13 protein-coding genes are annotated in these 15,653 nt (G+C 65.1%); 3 read left to right on the top strand and 10 right to left on the bottom strand.

Annotation, left to right across the window (positions count from 1 at the left end):
- Positions 1-1,899, bottom strand: a 1,899-nt coding sequence (locus CA984_RS34180) for an alpha/beta hydrolase (protein ID WP_242676327.1), incomplete at its 3' end; no start/stop codon positions are given.
- A gap of 243 nt (positions 1,900-2,142) precedes the next feature.
- Positions 2,143-2,568, bottom strand: coding sequence for a hypothetical protein (locus CA984_RS34175; RefSeq protein ID WP_133061858.1), 426 nt, complete (start codon positions 2,566-2,568; stop codon positions 2,143-2,145).
- 311 nt (positions 2,569-2,879) lie between these two features.
- Between CA984_RS34175 and CA984_RS45645 the strand changes: the two genes are divergently transcribed.
- Positions 2,880-3,176, top strand: coding sequence for a DUF6247 family protein (locus tag CA984_RS45645; RefSeq protein WP_133061857.1), 297 nt, complete (start codon positions 2,880-2,882; stop codon positions 3,174-3,176).
- A gap of 155 nt (positions 3,177-3,331) precedes the next feature.
- On the opposite strand, the gene CA984_RS34170 is transcribed toward CA984_RS45645, so the two are convergent.
- Both CA984_RS34170 and CA984_RS34165 read right to left on the bottom strand, forming a co-directional pair.
- Positions 3,332-3,571, bottom strand: coding sequence for a DUF397 domain-containing protein (locus CA984_RS34170; RefSeq protein WP_086577569.1), 240 nt, complete (start codon positions 3,569-3,571; stop codon positions 3,332-3,334).
- Positions 3,562-4,347: a helix-turn-helix domain-containing protein gene (locus CA984_RS34165; RefSeq protein ID WP_086577568.1), complete on the bottom strand. Its 786-nt coding sequence runs from the start codon at positions 4,345-4,347 to the stop codon at positions 3,562-3,564. The genes CA984_RS34170 and CA984_RS34165 overlap by 10 nt, the downstream gene beginning before the upstream one ends.
- 129 nt (positions 4,348-4,476) lie before the next feature.
- Here CA984_RS34165 and CA984_RS34160 point away from each other — a divergent pair, with 129 nt between their 5' ends.
- Positions 4,477-4,983, top strand: a complete 507-nt coding sequence (locus CA984_RS34160) for an ATP-binding protein (protein WP_165781520.1) — start codon at positions 4,477-4,479, stop codon at positions 4,981-4,983.
- Here CA984_RS34160 and CA984_RS34155 read toward each other — a convergent pair.
- From CA984_RS34155 to CA984_RS34130, 6 genes are all read right to left on the bottom strand, one after another.
- The gene (locus CA984_RS34155; protein WP_086577567.1) at positions 4,975-5,607 is read right to left on the bottom strand and encodes a hypothetical protein; all 633 of its coding nucleotides are present in this window, start codon (positions 5,605-5,607) and stop codon (positions 4,975-4,977) included. The genes CA984_RS34160 and CA984_RS34155 overlap by 9 nt on opposite strands.
- 44 nt (positions 5,608-5,651) lie before the next feature.
- Positions 5,652-6,863 (bottom strand): AAA family ATPase, encoded by a 1,212-nt coding sequence (locus CA984_RS34150; RefSeq protein ID WP_086577566.1) that lies wholly within the window; start codon positions 6,861-6,863, stop codon positions 5,652-5,654.
- Between the two features lie 61 nt (positions 6,864-6,924).
- Positions 6,925-8,982, bottom strand: coding sequence for an AIPR family protein (locus CA984_RS34145; RefSeq protein ID WP_165781518.1), 2,058 nt, complete (start codon positions 8,980-8,982; stop codon positions 6,925-6,927).
- A gap of 86 nt (positions 8,983-9,068) precedes the next feature.
- Entirely contained in the window at positions 9,069-10,400 is a 1,332-nt protein-coding gene (locus tag CA984_RS34140) for a restriction endonuclease subunit S (protein ID WP_086577564.1), read from the bottom strand.
- Positions 10,397-12,415: a type I restriction-modification system subunit M gene (locus tag CA984_RS34135; RefSeq protein ID WP_086577563.1), complete on the bottom strand. Its 2,019-nt coding sequence runs from the start codon at positions 12,413-12,415 to the stop codon at positions 10,397-10,399. Before CA984_RS34135 ends, CA984_RS34140 begins: the two co-directional genes overlap by 4 nt.
- Positions 12,412-14,496: an N-6 DNA methylase gene (locus CA984_RS34130; RefSeq protein ID WP_086577562.1), complete on the bottom strand. Its 2,085-nt coding sequence runs from the start codon at positions 14,494-14,496 to the stop codon at positions 12,412-12,414. The genes CA984_RS34135 and CA984_RS34130 overlap by 4 nt, the downstream gene beginning before the upstream one ends.
- 157 nt (positions 14,497-14,653) lie before the next feature.
- Here CA984_RS34130 and CA984_RS34125 point away from each other — a divergent pair, with 157 nt between their 5' ends.
- Positions 14,654-15,502, top strand: coding sequence for a ribonuclease HI (locus tag CA984_RS34125; RefSeq protein ID WP_086577561.1), 849 nt, complete (start codon positions 14,654-14,656; stop codon positions 15,500-15,502).
- The last annotated feature ends 151 nt before the right edge of the window (positions 15,503-15,653 follow it).

Here is a 15,653-nt window from a genome sequence, read left to right as displayed (position 1 = left end):
GGAGGGCGGGGCGGCGGGAAGCGGCGGAGTCACCGTCGGAGCCGCAGGCGGTTCAGGAAACGGGACAAGAACGCCGTACTGACCATTGACCAGGCGTGCGAGATTCTTGAGAGACGCGGAGTTGTTATCCCAGTACTTGGAGTGGGCCTTGAAGGTGTGTGTGGAATCTTTGGTGTCCTCGACGTAGAACTGCCGGGCACCAAAACCGGTTTCACTGGGATCGACGCCGAGCGGGCCGCTCCATTTGGGGAGGAACAGCGGACCCTCGTTGAGGGTGCCCGTGAGCACGAGAGGAACAGAGCCCACATCACCCACGGGATCGTTGGGCGCCTCCCCCACCCACACCGAGCCGACCCCCAGGTCCTTGGCCTTCACCACGCCCACGCCGGGGCTTCCCACGAAGATCACCTGATCCGCGAAGGTCCCCGGACGCTGCTGGGCGGCCAGGCCCGTGACCGTCGACCCGTAGCTGTGCCCCAGCACGGTGAACCGGACGTCGGAGGCCGCCCCGTGCGCGGCATGCAGACCATCGGCGAAACTGGCCAGCAGTGGAGCTCCCTCAAGGGCGGCGTTCTTGTTGACGACCGTACGGCTGAGGCTCAAAGTCGAACCCCACAATGGGGCTTCGTAGCCGAGCCAAGCGATGGAAGCGATCTGCTTGTCCGGCTGGAACCTGTGCGACTGGTCCCACACGACGGCGGCCCGGTTGGCGTCCCCCGCGAAACCTTCCAGCGTGGTACCGGTGCCGGGGACGTAGGCAACCAGGTTGTCCGCCTCATCGGGATTTCCGAAGGAGATGGCGGTCTTGCCCGGCTCGCCCAATTCCAGCTGCAACAGGAATGCCGGAGGACGGCCGTTCTGACCGCCGAGTGCCAGCCCTTTCTCCACGGCCGCGAGCTGCCGCATTTTCAGCTCCTGCTCCTTGATCGCGTTCTTCGCCTCCGCCGAGGATCTCTGCAACCGCTCCAGTTCCTGGACGAGCCCGTACTTCTGGAGGGGATCACGGATTCCGCTCAGCCGGTCTCCCAGTTTCTTCATCGCCTCCCCCAATTGCGCCGAAGATCCACGCAACCGCTCCAACTCCGGGGAGATCGCGGCTTTCTGGGTGGTCAGGTAACTCCGGTTGGCCTGATCCCGAGCCACAGCCGGGAGGCCGTTCAGGCTGCCGACCAGGCTTGGAGAGGCGGCCATCAGCTGCCCCTGGGCCAGGGGGCCGAGCTGCCGCCACCACACGCTGAGCCGCCCCGCCAGGGTCGTGTCCTTACCGGTCCGTTGCAGGTCCACCAGCGACTTCAACGCCGCGATGTCCCCACCGGCCGCGGCGACCGTCAGCTTCCCGACCCCGTTCGCATCCGGTGCGTGGCCACCGAACAGCCCGAAGGCGGCCGTCGCCTGTGAGGCCGTACCGATGTCGTGGGTCTGCTGGATCACGGCCAGTCGTTGCCGCAGGTCGCGCACCTGCTCCTCCGCCCAGACCCCGGCGTCGCCGACCTGCCGCGCGGAGGGCGAGGAGATGCACAGTGCCGACAGTTCGGCGGCGAGCCGCTGCCCGGCCTGGGGTAACTCCTGGCCGGCCCGCTGGAGATCGGCGACCAGGCGGCCCATAGCGGTGACGTCCATCCCGGAGAAGGAGGACGGCTGCGCCGCCGCCACGCTCACCGACGTCGAGAACGCCGGCACCCGCGCCTGACCACCGAGTTTCCTGATCCGCTGCGCTATCTGCTCGGCCGCCGACTGGAAGGCCAGTTGAAGGCTCACACGGCGAGCCGCGAGCGCCTGGGCGAAGGCCGGGGCTCCCCCGCCGACCCACGCGTTCGCCGCCATATAACGCATGCATGAATCCAGGGCCGACGCATGGCTCCGACCGAGCTGCGTAAGGCGCGACAACGCCGCTTCCAACTCCGCAGTCGCATTCGCCGCCACAATGCGTCAGAGTCTCATGCAAGGCCCTACAGGAGCAAGATCTGGCGTTGAAGTTTCTCTAATCAGACATTCAGGCTATAGGACCCTCGCAAAAATGGCTTCATGTCGGAAATAATGAAAATTTCAGCTTCTCTCGAACCCCAGTCGGCCCTATCGGACAGGCCGAGAAAAACCGCCGGCCCGGCCCGTCGGTGACGGGCCGGGCCGACTTTGCGCCTCCTACCGCTCGAACCAGCGGAACGCATCATCGCGAAACAGGAGGAAAAAGACGAGAACTGCCAGCCCGAGACCGATCGCCACGATGCTGAACACACCGAACATCGTGAACGTGCCGTAGCCGTACTCCAGAAACGAGATCCCCTCAACCACCATGGCCGCTTTCCAGACCCACCGCCGCCGCAGGCCGAAGAGGGCAGACAGCGGGCCCATCAGCACCAGGGACGCGAAGAACAGGTAGAAGAACCAGGGCACGGCATCGAGGATGGGCAGCCCTCCCATCACGAGGAGGGCAAGGGTGACCCAGACCACCACCGCCCCAAGGGCCGTCTGAAGCCACATGAGCAGCATGGCGACCTTCACCCCGGCAGGCATGCGCGGCTTCACCAGCGGGGGCGGCGGGTCTGACGGGATACGCGGATCGGGCATCGGGCCTCCGGATGTCGAAGCGGATATGGGACGGTTCGCAGGCATTTTCCAAGGAAGAAGCACGGCAAGAGGGAAGCCGCCGGGTAAACGTATCAACGGAGACTCGAACGATCAGCCGTCATGCCCTTATTGCCGGACTTCACAACGGCGGAATGAACCTCAACACCCGGCGCCCGTAACCGTTTCGCCACCCGCCATAGCCACGCAAGGGCACACTGAACGCATGAAATCCGAACGAGGAAAGAGAGCATGGAACAGGCTCTCCAAGCGTGCGCCGAGCTGCTCGCCTCGGAGCTGGGCGTGGCCTTGAGTTGAGAACTGACCAAGCAGCAGTCGAACGGACGTTCACCGCCGTACGAGCGGCACTGCCCGCCGTCAACTCTGCGGCTTTCTACGCCGAACTGGCCCGGATCACCCACGCACCCGTGCTGGATCCGGCCGCGTTGGACGACTTCCTCACCGGCTGGTGGCGCATCGCCACCAGAGCGGCACAGGACAGCGAAGACTGGCAGCGTATGCACGCCGAGGCCGAACAGATCCGATCAGGCCAATGCCCACCGGGAACCCCGCCGGCCGAGATCCTCGCCCGGAGAGGAGGCCGAATGTAGGCGTATACGGCCACAACCTGCCGTACGACCTGCCGTACGACCGGCAAGCGTGTCGCCGCAATCCTCCGGTCGGGCTTCCTGTCGAACTTGTCGGCCTTCACGGATGGAAGGCTGACGGCCGCCCACGACGGTTGTCGGGGCGGCCGGGGGTTGTCTTAGCCGAGGTCGAACTCGCTGGCCTTCACACCGTTGACGAAGGCGTCCCACTCGGCCGGGGTGAAGAACAGCTTGGGGCCGTCGGGGTCCTTGGAGTCGCGTACGGCGATCAGATTGGCGTGTACGGCCTTGTGGCCGGGGCCGCCGACGACGTCTTTGAGCTCCGCGACCTCAACGCAGTCACCGCCGTTGTTGCCGCTAAAACTCGACTTACGCCACTCCGCCCTACTCAGGTCCATCGTTCCTCCGCCGTTCTCTTGATGAGGTCTATCGACATGCTTAGTGGTAGTGCTTCTATGCGAACGGCCTCGAACTGCGTTACGGCTGCTGCGACATCTTCCTGATCGCTGGTCGTCATTCCGCGAATGGCCGTGTCCAAATACGCTATCTCGCTCCCACCCTCCAAGGTAGCGATCACGAACCCCGCCATGAGACCGGAACGGACGCGGCCAGGGGGAACGACCTGCACACTGACTTGGGAGCTGGCAATCGACACGAGATGTTCTAGCTGGTCACGCATGATCTCGTGACTTCCTACCAGACGATGCAGGACCGATTCGTCGATCACACACCGCAGGAGAGGAGGCCGAGGTTCCTCCCGAGTCAGGATGGCCTGACGCTCCAGACGTGCCGCGATCGCTTCGTCGCTGTCACCCAGGAGACCACGGATGTAGCCCTCAGTCTGGAGCAGGCCCGGCAGGACCAGCGGTTGATAGGTTCGGAGAGTGACGGCGGATTGCTCTTTGTCTCGCCACTTTCCGAACCACGACGGGATCTGCTGACCGCGCCTCCAATCGAGGAGTCGATGAAGGGCGCCACCTGTGTCAAGGGCTTCGTCGCAGGTCTCGGCGAACTCCGGGCTGGCGGGGAGTTGCCCCGTCTCCACACCGCTGATCAGCGACTCGCTGAAATGGATCTTCTCGGAGAGCTGACCCTGGGTGAAGCCCGCCTTCTTCCGGTAGTGACGCAACTCTCTGCCCCATATTGCCTGAGGCGTGTAGAGGTTTACCACCATGCCCTCCTTGCCGGAATTCAACAACGGGGATGCGAATCCCAACGCTCGACACTGGTAACCGTTTCGCTACCAAGCGTAGTCATGTCTCGGCACCCTGAACACAGGAAATCCGAGACAGAGAGAGAATCCATGGAAGAGGCCCTCAAGGCGATCGCGGTGTTGACCAGATATCGCTACACGATGGATCCGGACTTTTGCGTGCTGGGCGAGAAGTGGATACCGCGTGCGGCAAAGAATGTGGCATCGGCCCGCCGATTCGTGCGCGACCTGGCGGCCGACTGGAACACGGCGGAAGACACCCAGGAAATCGCCGAACTCCTGACCTCGGAACTCGTCACCAACGCGATCGCGTACGGCGCGGCAGACATTCCTGCCACGAGCACCATCCGCATCACGGTAGGCAGGGACGGCGAGATGATGACCGTGGACGTCTACGACTCCTGCACAGCGATTCCCCGGCTGAGACGGGCAACCGACATGGAGACCTCCGGCCGAGGTCTCCCCATAGTCAAAGACCTGTCCCACAACTGGGGCTGGACCCTCAACCCCTACGGCAAGTCCGTCTGGTTCCAACTCGCAGCATGGCCGGCCGTACAGACAGACCACTCATGGTTCACACAGGAAAGATCATCTTGATTTCGCCGATATATGCTCGGAGCAACAGCGGGCGGCGTCTTCACGCAACTGTTCGTATGAGCGGTTGCGCCCCACCGGACTCGCCGCCAGCCCCATCGCCACGACCTGGCCCAGAATTTCCGGCGCGTCGGCCTCCCGATAGCGGCGACTCGATCCGCTGACCTCTTTCATCAGTACCTGTTTGGGGTCGGTCAATCGCCCAGTATCCCTGCCGCGATAGCGGGCAGGCACCCACCACGACCCGCTGACGGCGGTGAGCGCGTCCGGGAACAGCAGCAACCAGGACTCGATCTCCGCCACGGCCAAGGCGTAGTGCGCCGTCCCCAGAGCGGCTTCCAGCGCCTTCTCCACCCGCAGGCGAGTGATCGGATACTGGTCATCATCGACCGCGTCGAGATCTTCGTGAACGAACACGCACGCCACCGTCGTGTCATCCCGTACGGCCCGCGCACGGACCTTGCGCGCGAGGGTTTCCGCACGGGCGGCGAGGTTCGCACCGGTGGCCTGGTGTAAACGCACCGGGTCACCGATCTCCACGATCCGCCCACGCATCTCCGGGCAGAACTCCTCCAGAAGGATCCGGAGGCTGAGCCGGTCGTTTCGATCCTCACCGGCGACCACCACGATCGGTTTCCTGGTCGGCCGGACACGGGTTCCCCCGCGCCTGCTCACAGATCGCCTCCCAGCGCACCGGAGAACCACAGCTCTCCCAGGGGCATCCCCTCGCTGGCCCGCACAATCTCTCGGATCCGCTCCGCCGACAGGACCGGGATCACCGACTCACCTTCGTCTCCTCGCTCGCACACGATGAGCTCTTCCGGTCTCAACCGATCCGCCAAGGCCGGCGAATGCGTGGCGATGATGAACTGCGTCCTCTCACTTGCCTCACGAACCCGCTCGACGAGAATCTCCAATGCCTGGGGATGTAGTCCGTGGTCGACCTCCTCCACGCAGGTGAGCGCAGGCGGCTGGGGGTCGTGAAGCATGGCGAGCAGACCCAGCAGGCGGATCGTGCCGTAGGAGGCGTCCATCAACTGCGTCGGCCATCGCAGCCCTCGTTCCCGGAGAACGACGACTACGGATCGACCGGCTCCAGAGGGATAGTCAAAATCGATCCCTTCGAGCTGGGGCAACACCTCGATCGCGTCTGCCTCCAACCGCTCCCAGATGTCTCCGTGGTTGTCGCGCAGGCGCAGTAGGAAAGCCGCCAAATTCGAGGCGTCATCTCGCAACGGTTCATCTCCACCGAAGGCCACTGGCATAAAAGCTTTAGCGACCTCGACATCGAAAATCCGGAAATTGGAGAGCAGATCGGCGATGGCTCCCACTTCGCGTCCCCCGAACTCATCCGAGAGCCGGGGAAGCGTGGACAGGCCGCTGCTGAGCGGTTGAATGCCGATGGTCTGGGTGAGGACATCAGGGAGGCGCTGGGCCGAGAATCGGCCATCAGCCTTCCTGTCCATGGACATCGCCCGGCCTCCGGTCACGATGATCTCACGCCAGCTGCCGGTGTCCGAGAAGCTGAAATCGAACTCCTCTTTCCTCGCCAGGGGGTCTGTCTCAACCCGGAGCCGATATTCCTCGGCTCCCTCCTTCGGGTTGTGTTCCTCAGTCAGCCATCCCTTGACTTCGACCTGTATGAACTTCGGTGGCCGGTCCCCGCCTCGAAATACCAGTTTGTCGAACCCCCCGCGCATGTCGAGCGCGCGGGACAGGTCGACGTGGACGATGTCCGCAAGAAGGCGAAAGACCTCAAGGACGTTGGTCTTGCCCGCGCCGTTCGGACCGACCAACACGTTCACCGGCCCCAAGGGCAGCCTGACCTTGCGCAGGCTCCGGAAGTTGTCCACCCTGAGTTCGGTCAGCCGCTGTGTCGTCACTCCGGTTCTCCCCCGCCACTCACTCCGAACAGATGTGTTTCAAGGACACCGCGCATCCTCCTCACACGATGCCTTCCGACTCCAGCGTTTCGTCCGTGTCCTGTTCTTTCAGTACGGCGTCGGCCAGGTCGACGAGGGTGCCCACTCCTGGAACCGCCCAGCGGGCAGGCCCTTGAACGGAGACGGGGGCCTTCTCCCACTGGGCCAGTCGCCACATGTGGGTGACGAGGCCCGAAGCCGAGTACCGCCTGCCATCAGCAGACCAGAGGAGAGGTTTCGCCCGCTCGTTCACCCACGTTGCCTGCCCGCGGCGCGAATCCTCCGCAAGCCACGCGCGGAGAGCAAGCTCCTCGGGGTCTCCTCCTGTTCGGAAGGTGAGGAGTGTGCCCTCGGAGATTCGGCCGACGTCCACGAGGATTGACACCGTGTTCGGCTTACGCGGCTTACGCGAAGACGTCCGCAAGTAGTCCATCGGGACCGCTGGCAGCGGCGCCCCAGACGAGAGGTCGTCGAGGACCCGCTTCACCAGCGTGCGGCACCTGTCCTCGTTCATGAAGGTGCTTCGGACAAAGGAGGTGCTCGTGAATTCGATGTCGACGTAGAGAGTCATCCGGTTGAGCAGGTCAACGGCGATGCCGGGCACCTCCGCGATGAACTTCTCCCACTCTTCGTCGGAGTCATCGAAGTGGTTCTTGCCGGCATGCTGGAAGACAAGGTGGGCAAGGAGAAGACCACCGTGCTCAGCCACGCCCGCCGCACGCCCCTGGCGCTCACCGGCGGCCTCGTGCAGCACTTCCCTGATCACACGGTGCAGGAGCACCGCTCGCCAGATCTGCTGGGCAGGTGGAGGCTTCTGAAAGATCCGGGTGTAGATCCCCTGCGATCCTTCCTGCCACAACTCGTCCGGCTCGACCTTGACCCGAACCGCCAGGCGCGGATCGTGGTGCGCGCAGGCCAACGCGAATGCGGCCTCCACGATCGAACATCCGGAATCCGGCGGCGGGTCCAGCTCGCCCCGCCTAAAGACGTACGTCTTCTGTAGTTGAAGAAGGAAGTCGTCCCGGATCTGTCCCTGCACCGGTTTCAAAGTGACGAAGTCACGACGTTCCACGCTGTTCTGCGTGTTGGTCGCCGTCGTGATGTCATTTCCAAAACCCTCTGGGCAGTCTCTGATGGAGATCACCTTGACGCTCACATGCGCGTCCAGCAGCGCATCGGGATTCTTCTTCAATGCCTCGTAAGCTGCGGCGACCGTCTGCGCGCCGTTGACGACGCTGGCGTTGGACAGCCTGAGCGTCACGGGCCCCCGAGGATCGCTTCGGCTGAAAGGCGTCGCCTCGATCGTGTCGCAGAGCACGGTGATGCCGTTGTTGAAGTACCAGAAGGCGGAGGGGTTCTCCGTGAGGGTGGTGACAATCGCATTGTTGACCTTCGTGAGCCCCAGAGACTTGCGGATGTTCTGCTCGAACAGTCGCCCGTGATGGGCCTCGAACCACTGGGCGATGTCTCCAGCGGGCATGTTGCCCTGATAAGCCTCAAAAGGCGCCTGTACGTGTAGCCAATCGGTCATCTTGGCTTCGAGCGCAACCTGCTCGGCCAGCTCGTTGCGGACGATCTGCCATGCGTCGGCCGCATTACGAATCTCGTATTCCAGCACCGCACCGAGAGAGTTGAAGTCACGCTTGGCATCTTCGAAGCACTCGACCGCCTCCGGCGAAAGCTCTCCCGGCCCCATCACCACCACGAGCAGCGTGATTCGCGCCCGTGCGTCGTCCAGTACGGCGTTGACCCGGTCAGCAAGAGCCGCGAAACGATCGTTCAGCCGATCGTACTGACGCTGATCGATCCTCCTGAGCCCGTTGACCAGCTTGAGCGCCTCCCCGACACCGAAGCCGGCCGTTCCTTTACTGCTCCACTTCGACTGGATCAACCAGATCTGCGGAGCACCATCCAAGACGGCGACAGCGTCGATGCCGTAGTCGTTTCGGCCATCGACGACGCATGCGGCGGCAGTCGCGCTGTCACATCCCGTGACATCACGCGCGAACAACGCGGCAAGCCCACGTGAGAGAAATGCCTGCTCCTTCTCTCCCTCGTCCTTCTTGACGTAGTCGTCCATGGAGATCAGACCCGCGAAGTCCCGCTTTATCGCGGTGGCGACATGGGCCACCTGTCTCGGCATCGGCTGACCACTGACCGGACGACTCACTCTTGGATTCCCCTCGCCGTGGCGACATCAATTTTCCCGGTAACCGCCGCCGTGATCAGCGCCTGCCGATGTTCCTGAAGGAGAACATACTGCCTATCTACGGCGCTGCGGGCGCGGTTGACCATCGAGAGCTGCTCGCTGACCTGTTTCACTAGAGCCTGCTGGCGCTCCAGAGGCGGCAGCGGAATAGGAAATCCGAGGATTTTACTACTATTCGTGGAAGCAAGATTAGTGGTTTTTACACCGGTGCTCTCAAAGTAGCAGCGCCCATGAAGTGTCTGCGTCATCAAAGCTAAATATTCGGCATCCAGTTTCATTGGATCAGGGCGAAGTGCAAACACGTGATTCTGATGCAAGCACCCCTCAAGCGCACCGCGCCAGATCGTTCCACGGCCCAATTTATCGAGATCGCCACCTTCGGTCATCAGCACGTCACCTGGTTGCAACGTGCTGCGGTCAGCGATCTCGCGAGGCACTGTGATCTCGGCAACCGATTCAAGATCAACATGATCCGCTTGAACGTTCGCCACTCGGAGATATGGACGTGTGACAACATCACCATCTAAATCACGTGAGCTATCAACAGTAAGCCCCGACTGGAGCCGACATAGGTATCCAAGGCGCACCAGTAGACGATCCTCCGTCATCTCCGGCAACCAGGGCCAGGGCCAGCGGCCCGCAAGTTTACCCAACGATCCAGGAACAAGTGTTTCGGTAACTAGCGCGGCAGCTCGTTCGTCTAAGACTCGGCGCTGGGCCATACGAAGCGACTCGATGCGTGAAACTTGGACCATTTCGGCATCGAGGAAGTCGGCGATGCGTCGCTGCTCCTCGAGCAACGGCAAGGGAATTCTTAGCTGCTCGATATCCGGCATATAAATCGTCTTGTGTGTAGATCCCGATGCGACCCTACGGAGATCAGGCGCCATCGCTCGCAATGCATGGAGCAGATAGCGGGGCTCAACCTTCGGACCGCAGGTCCATGTGGCGAAATCCTGACTGGTTGCCATGTCATGGCCCATGATCGCCGAAAAGCCAACCGATGCCGTGCGGGAGAGGATGACCGTTCCAGCCGGGTGTAGGACCGCTGCCGAGTTGGCGAGACCGAGATGACTGATCTTCTCTTTGGTCTCCAGCACTGTGTCACGCGTCCCGTCCCGGAGCTGCCAGACATCGGCAAGCGTGATCCAGGGAAGCGTGCAGTTCTTCCAGTACTCCGGATGCTGGCGGCTCGGAGTATGACCTGTACCTAACTTTGCGACGTACCTGATCGGGACAGTGGGCCACCGTGATTGCGAAAGCCACGGGGCCAGATCCGTTCCGCTCATCGAGTCACCTCACCCAAGAGCTTCTGGATCTCGGCCTCAAGCGCCTTCAGCTCCGCGTCGATCTCCTCCAGCGGCCGGGGCGGCGTATACACGTAGAAGTGCCGCGTGAACGGGACCTCGAAGCCCACCTTGGTCTTCGAGTGGTCCACCCAGGCGTCCGGCACATGCGGCAGCACCTCGCGCCGCAGATACTCCTCGATCTCGGCCTCCCGCTCGGCCGGGGTCGAGTTCATCGAGGTCAGCGGCACGTTCTCGTTGTCGCGCAGGTCGGCATCGGGCAGCGGATTGTTCTTCCGGTCGGTCTGGAGCTGGCCTTCGGGGTCGCTGACCGCGACCTCGTTCCAGATGGCGGCCTCGACCGGCTTGGGGAGCTTGCTCAGCCCGTGCTCGGCCATGGCCGCGTCCAACTTCCCGGCGAACTCCAGCTTCGTGACGCACGCCGTACCGGACAGGGAAGCGAGAGCGGCGAGCAGCGCGGCACGCTGCTCGAACTTCGTCACCGCCTTGGCTTCGGCCACCGCCTCGGCGGTCTGCTCGGTGACCTCGAAGCGCTGGCGGAGCGGGCGCTCGACCGTGATGCGCTGGTAGCCGAAGGCGTGGCGGGGGAAGATCTTCACCTTGGCGTGGTGCTCGTGCTCCGCATCATCCGCGATCGCCAGGGCGTCCTTGTAGATCGCGGTCAGGGCGGCGATCTGCTCGTCGGGGATGAGCTTGCGCTTGTCGCCGAGGGACTTGCGCATCTTCGTCCAGCAGCTCCGCGCGTCCAGCAGGATCACCTTGTCCTTCAGGGCCGGGGCCTTGCGGTTGGACAGGATCCAGAAGTAGGTGGAGATGCCGGTGTTGTAGAAGAGCTGGTCGGGCAGGGCGACGATCGCCTCCAACCAGTCGTTCTCCAGGATCCAGCGGCGGATGTTCGACTCGCCCGACTCGGCCGCGCCGGTGAACAGCGGGGAGCCGTTGAAGACGATGGCGATGCGGGAGCCGCCCTGCTCGACCGGCTTCATGTGGGAGATCATGTGCTGCAGGAACAGGAACGAGCCGTCATTGATCCGGGGCGTTCCGGCGCCGAAGCGCCCGGCCCAGCCGAGGTTGTCGGCCTCGTCCTGGACCTGCCTCTGCACCTTCTTCCACTCCACGCCGAATGGCGGGTTGGCCAGCAGGTAGTCGAACTTCCTGTCCTCGTGGCCCCGGAGGACGAAGGAGTTGCCGAGAACGATCTGGGACGGGTCCTGGCCCTTGAGCATCATGTCCGAGCGGCAGATCGCCCACGACTCGGGGTTGAGCTCCTGGCCGGCGACCTTGACCGTGGCCTTCTTGTTGTAGCGGGTGATGTGCTCCTCGGCCGCCGACAGGATGCCGCCGGTGCCGCAGGCCGGGTCGTAGATGGTCCGGACGATGCCCGGCGTCATCACGTCCTCGTCGTCGGGGGCCATCAACAGGTTGACCATCAGCCGGATGACCTCGCGCGGGGTGAAGTGCTCACCAGCGGTCTCGTTGGAGATCTCGGAGAACTTCCGGATCAGCTCCTCGAAGACGTAACCCATCTGGTGGTTGTCGACGACGTCGGGGTGCAGGTCGATGTCGGCGAACTTCGCGGTCACCAGGTAGAGCAGCCCGGCCTCCTCCAGCCGGGTGATCTGATCGTCGAAGCGGTATTTCTCCAGCACCTCGACCGCACCCGGCGAGAAGCCCCCGATGTAGGCGCGCAGGTTCTTGGCCACGTTGTCGGAGTCGGCGAGCAGCTTTCCGAAGTCGAGCGGGCTGACGTTGTAGAAGCTCGCATCCGCGACACCCCGCAGCAGCCGGTCCTTCGCGCCGTCCGGCAGACCGCCGCCCGCGAGCTCCCCTGCCTTGGCGAGGACGGCGGCCTTGGTCGGCTCCAGCACGCAGTCGAGGCGGCGCAGCACGGTGAAGGGCAGGATGACTTTGCCGTACTCCGACTGCCGGTAGTCACCGCGCAGCAGGTCGGCGACCGACCAGATGAAGTCCGCGTACTTCTGGTGGTTACCGCTCACGGGTTTCCCTTCACATCGTTGTCGTCGCACGGCCGGACGCTGCCGTGGGTCAGGCCGTCGGCTGTCAGCTGGATCAGGTTCTCACCCAGCTCGGCCGCCTGGCGCAGCGCGGACTCGAACGCCGCCAGGCGCCGGAACGCCTCGCCGTACGCCCGCTGCTCCTCGATCGGCAGCAACGGCACCTCCGCACGCCGTACGTCTACTCGAATATTGGTGGACATGGAGCTGTAATGCCGCAGATTGCTGGAACTGCAGAGGAAACCCGCGAGGAAGTCGGGGTCGAGCATCTCCGGGTCGGGCCGCAGGAGGTGGAGGTGGGTGCCGAGTACGGCGCCGCCCTGGGTGAGGACCCTGGCGACGGGGACGCGCACGACCTGGGGCACCGCGACGTCGCCCGGCCGGGTGACGATCTCCCGCTGCACCGCGCGCTCGGGAGTCTTCCCCGAGGCCGGTCTGCCTGCGACGACGTCTTCTGCGGTGAGGACGGCTGAGCCGTCGGGGACCTCCGAGGTCTCACCCGGACGGGTCGGGGCCTGCTGCTGGACGGTGAGCATGCCGCGCCGCAGGAGCTCCGAGAGTGGCACCAGGGTGAGATCCCGAGGCTCGGTGGTGGTGACGGGGACCAGTTCGGCCAGGACGCGGAGCAGGTCCACCACGCGGTTGCGAGCCCCGGTGACGCGTTCGGGCGAGAGGTCCTCGGAGGCCGTGGACAGGTATCTGGCGGGGGTCAGGTCGACCTCGTCGTCCAGCAGGTCGACGAGCGGGACCGAACGGCTCACCCCGGGCTCGTCCAGCTCGCGTCCCTCGGTGAACTCCCGCCAGGCGGCGACGGCCACCTCGGCGTAGTCGTCCGGATGCGCGGAGGTGTCGACCATCAGGACGTGGCTGGGGGTGCGGGCCTCGGCGGGTCTGCGCAGGATCCAGAGTGTCAGGGCGACCGCGACGTTGGGGACGCTGCCCGCGGGGAGTGCGACGACGGCGCGCAGCGCGCCGCGGCGCAGGAGCTGGGCGCGGATCCGGCGGCCTGACCTGCGGTTGCCGACGGCAGGAGGCATCAGCAGAACAGCGATGCCGTCGGTTTTGAGATGGGCGAGCGCGTGCTGGACCCAGGCGAGCTCCGACTCCATCCGGGGCGGCAGGCCGTACTCCCAGCGGGGGTCGGCGGTCAGTTCCTCGTAGCCCCAGCCCCGGTCGTTGAACGGCGGGTTGCTCACCACCACGTCGGCCGAATCGCCGGGGAAGGCGTCGGCGCGCAGGGAGTCACCGGTGCGGATGTCGGCGTTCTCGGTGCGCAGCGCGAGCCGTACGGCGGTGAGCCGGGCGGTGGTCCGGTCGGCGTCCTGGCCGGTGACCCTGGCCCCGGGCAGACGATCCAGCGCGCCGGCGAGGAAGCCGCCGGCCCCGCAGGCGGGGTCGAAGACGGTCCGGGCGGCGGAGCCCGCGTCGCTCCGGGTGTCGTTCCGGGTGTCGCTCCCTGTGTCGTGGACGGTCCGAGCATGGGTCCGGGTGTCGATCCCGGCCAGGTCCAGGCTCAGCGCGACGATCTCGGGAGGGGTGAGGTAGACCCGCCGGGAGTGCACCTCGAAGTAGCGTTCACACAGGAACTCGAAGGCGTCCGGGGCGCCGCGCTCCGCGGCGAGTGCGGCGATGGAACGGACCAGGGGCACCGCGTCGGCGGCCAGGGACGCGGGGAAGGCTCCGATGACCTGGCGCACCCTTCCGGGAAGCTCGGCCGCGACGGTCGCGTCGTCGCCGGCCGCGAGGTCCGTCCAGTCACCGCCCCTGCGGTGCGTGTAGACGAGGAACGCGCCGAGGTCGGCGATCAGGCCGGCGAGCTCGTCGTCGTCCGCGACGGCCCGCAGGTCCTGCCAGAGCCATTCGTCGGGCGGGAGCTCCCTGCCGTCGCCGTGGGAGAGCAGCCAGGCCCGGATCTCCCCCAGTGAGAAGGCCGGGCTGGTGGCTGTGCCGCCGACCGGCTCGGGAAAGTCGTCGTGGCGGCGTCTCCAGTTGCTCACCGCCGCCCGGCCCACTCCGGCCAGCCGCGCGATGTCGGCAGCGGTCACCTGGACGTCTCGCCGCATGTCGGCCGCCTTCCAAAGAACCCCGATGTAAACCGAACCTTATCGCGAGGAGTCTTCTCTGAGCAATGTCGCGAAAATAGTTGGTTGATTCCATCAACACGTGCTCTACTGAATGACGTCGGCCACATTGCACCATCAACGGAAGGAACGGTGGCTCGTGATCACCTCCCCCATGCGCATCGACGAGTTCCGAGCTGGCGTCGCCCTGCTCCCGGCCGACCTGGCGACCCGCGCCGAGGCGCTCAAGCTCTACGCGACACGCCGCCCCGGCTGCCCTGACTGCGAGAGCGCCTGCGACTCCGTCCGCCTCGCCTTCAGTGCCGCGTCCTTCGGAGACCTCCCGGCGACCGGACGGCTGCTCGCCGCCGCGGAACGGAGTGCCCGGCTGACCTCGCACGCGGCCGGATGCGGGCGCGGCGGCCTGCGGTCGGTCAGAGGCGTGCCCGGAAACCACGGCCGGGTGGCGGGACGCTGGGCCACGACGGGACCGCTGACAGCCGCCACCGACGCCAGCTGGAAGAGCAGGATCTGCGGGATCGGCTACGTCACGAGCGAGGGCTGCTGGGGCCTGCGCGGCTGGAGCGTGGACCGGCACGACCCCACAGGTCCCTCCAAGGTCCTGGTCAACGAGCTGCGTGCGGTCGACCTGCTGCTCCGGGCCGTGGGCAGGCCCGACGTCCTGCTGGTGGACAGTCTCCGGGCCCTGAGCTTCCTGCACGCCTGGCAGCGCGGTGACACCGGGCACCTGCCCGAGGGCTACGACCTGCGGCCCCGGCGGAACGGGCCGCCGGCCCTGGTCCGGCTCGCCGAGCACGTCGCCGAACTGGACGGGCTCACCTTCCAGCACGTCAAGGGACATTCGGGGCACCTGCTCAACGAGGCGGCCGACTCGCTGGCCTCCATCGCCCGCCGAGCGGTCACCGAGAGGTTCGACGCCACCGGCCGGGCCGGCGGCCTCGTCTCCTCCTTCCTGTCCTCCTGGCACCAGCGCCCTATGGCCGCCTGACTCTCCCCGGTTCCACACTCCGCAGGTCTTACGAGCTTCCTCCACAGCTCCCGGCCGCCTTGCGGGCTTCCTCCGCAGGCCCCGGCCGTACGGCCCGGCCGACCGTGTGCGGCCGACCGGAGCCGGATGCCCCCTCCCCGCCCGATAAAGC

Source organism: Streptosporangium minutum (genome assembly GCF_002149035.1).
In the GTDB taxonomy this organism is placed as follows: domain Bacteria; phylum Actinomycetota; class Actinomycetes; order Streptosporangiales; family Streptosporangiaceae; genus Streptosporangium; species Streptosporangium minutum.
This window is presented reverse-complemented; position numbering and strand designations above follow the sequence as displayed.

Excerpts from the sequence above, each read along its gene's own strand:
- CA984_RS34130 (WP_086577562.1), bottom strand. The coding sequence starts at position 14,496 with ATGCGGCGAGACGTCCAGGTGACCGCTGCCGACATCGCGCGGCTGGCC.
- CA984_RS34170 (WP_086577569.1), bottom strand. The coding sequence starts at position 3,571 with ATGGACCTGAGTAGGGCGGAGTGGCGTAAGTCGAGTTTTAGCGGCAAC.
- CA984_RS34175 (WP_133061858.1), bottom strand. The coding sequence starts at position 2,568 with ATGCCCGATCCGCGTATCCCGTCAGACCCGCCGCCCCCGCTGGTGAAG.
- CA984_RS34160 (WP_165781520.1), top strand. The coding sequence starts at position 4,477 with ATGGAAGAGGCCCTCAAGGCGATCGCGGTGTTGACCAGATATCGCTAC.
- CA984_RS34140 (WP_086577564.1), bottom strand. The coding sequence starts at position 10,400 with ATGAGCGGAACGGATCTGGCCCCGTGGCTTTCGCAATCACGGTGGCCC.
- CA984_RS34145 (WP_165781518.1), bottom strand. The coding sequence starts at position 8,982 with ATGGACGACTACGTCAAGAAGGACGAGGGAGAGAAGGAGCAGGCATTT.
- CA984_RS34165 (WP_086577568.1), bottom strand. The coding sequence starts at position 4,347 with ATGGTGGTAAACCTCTACACGCCTCAGGCAATATGGGGCAGAGAGTTG.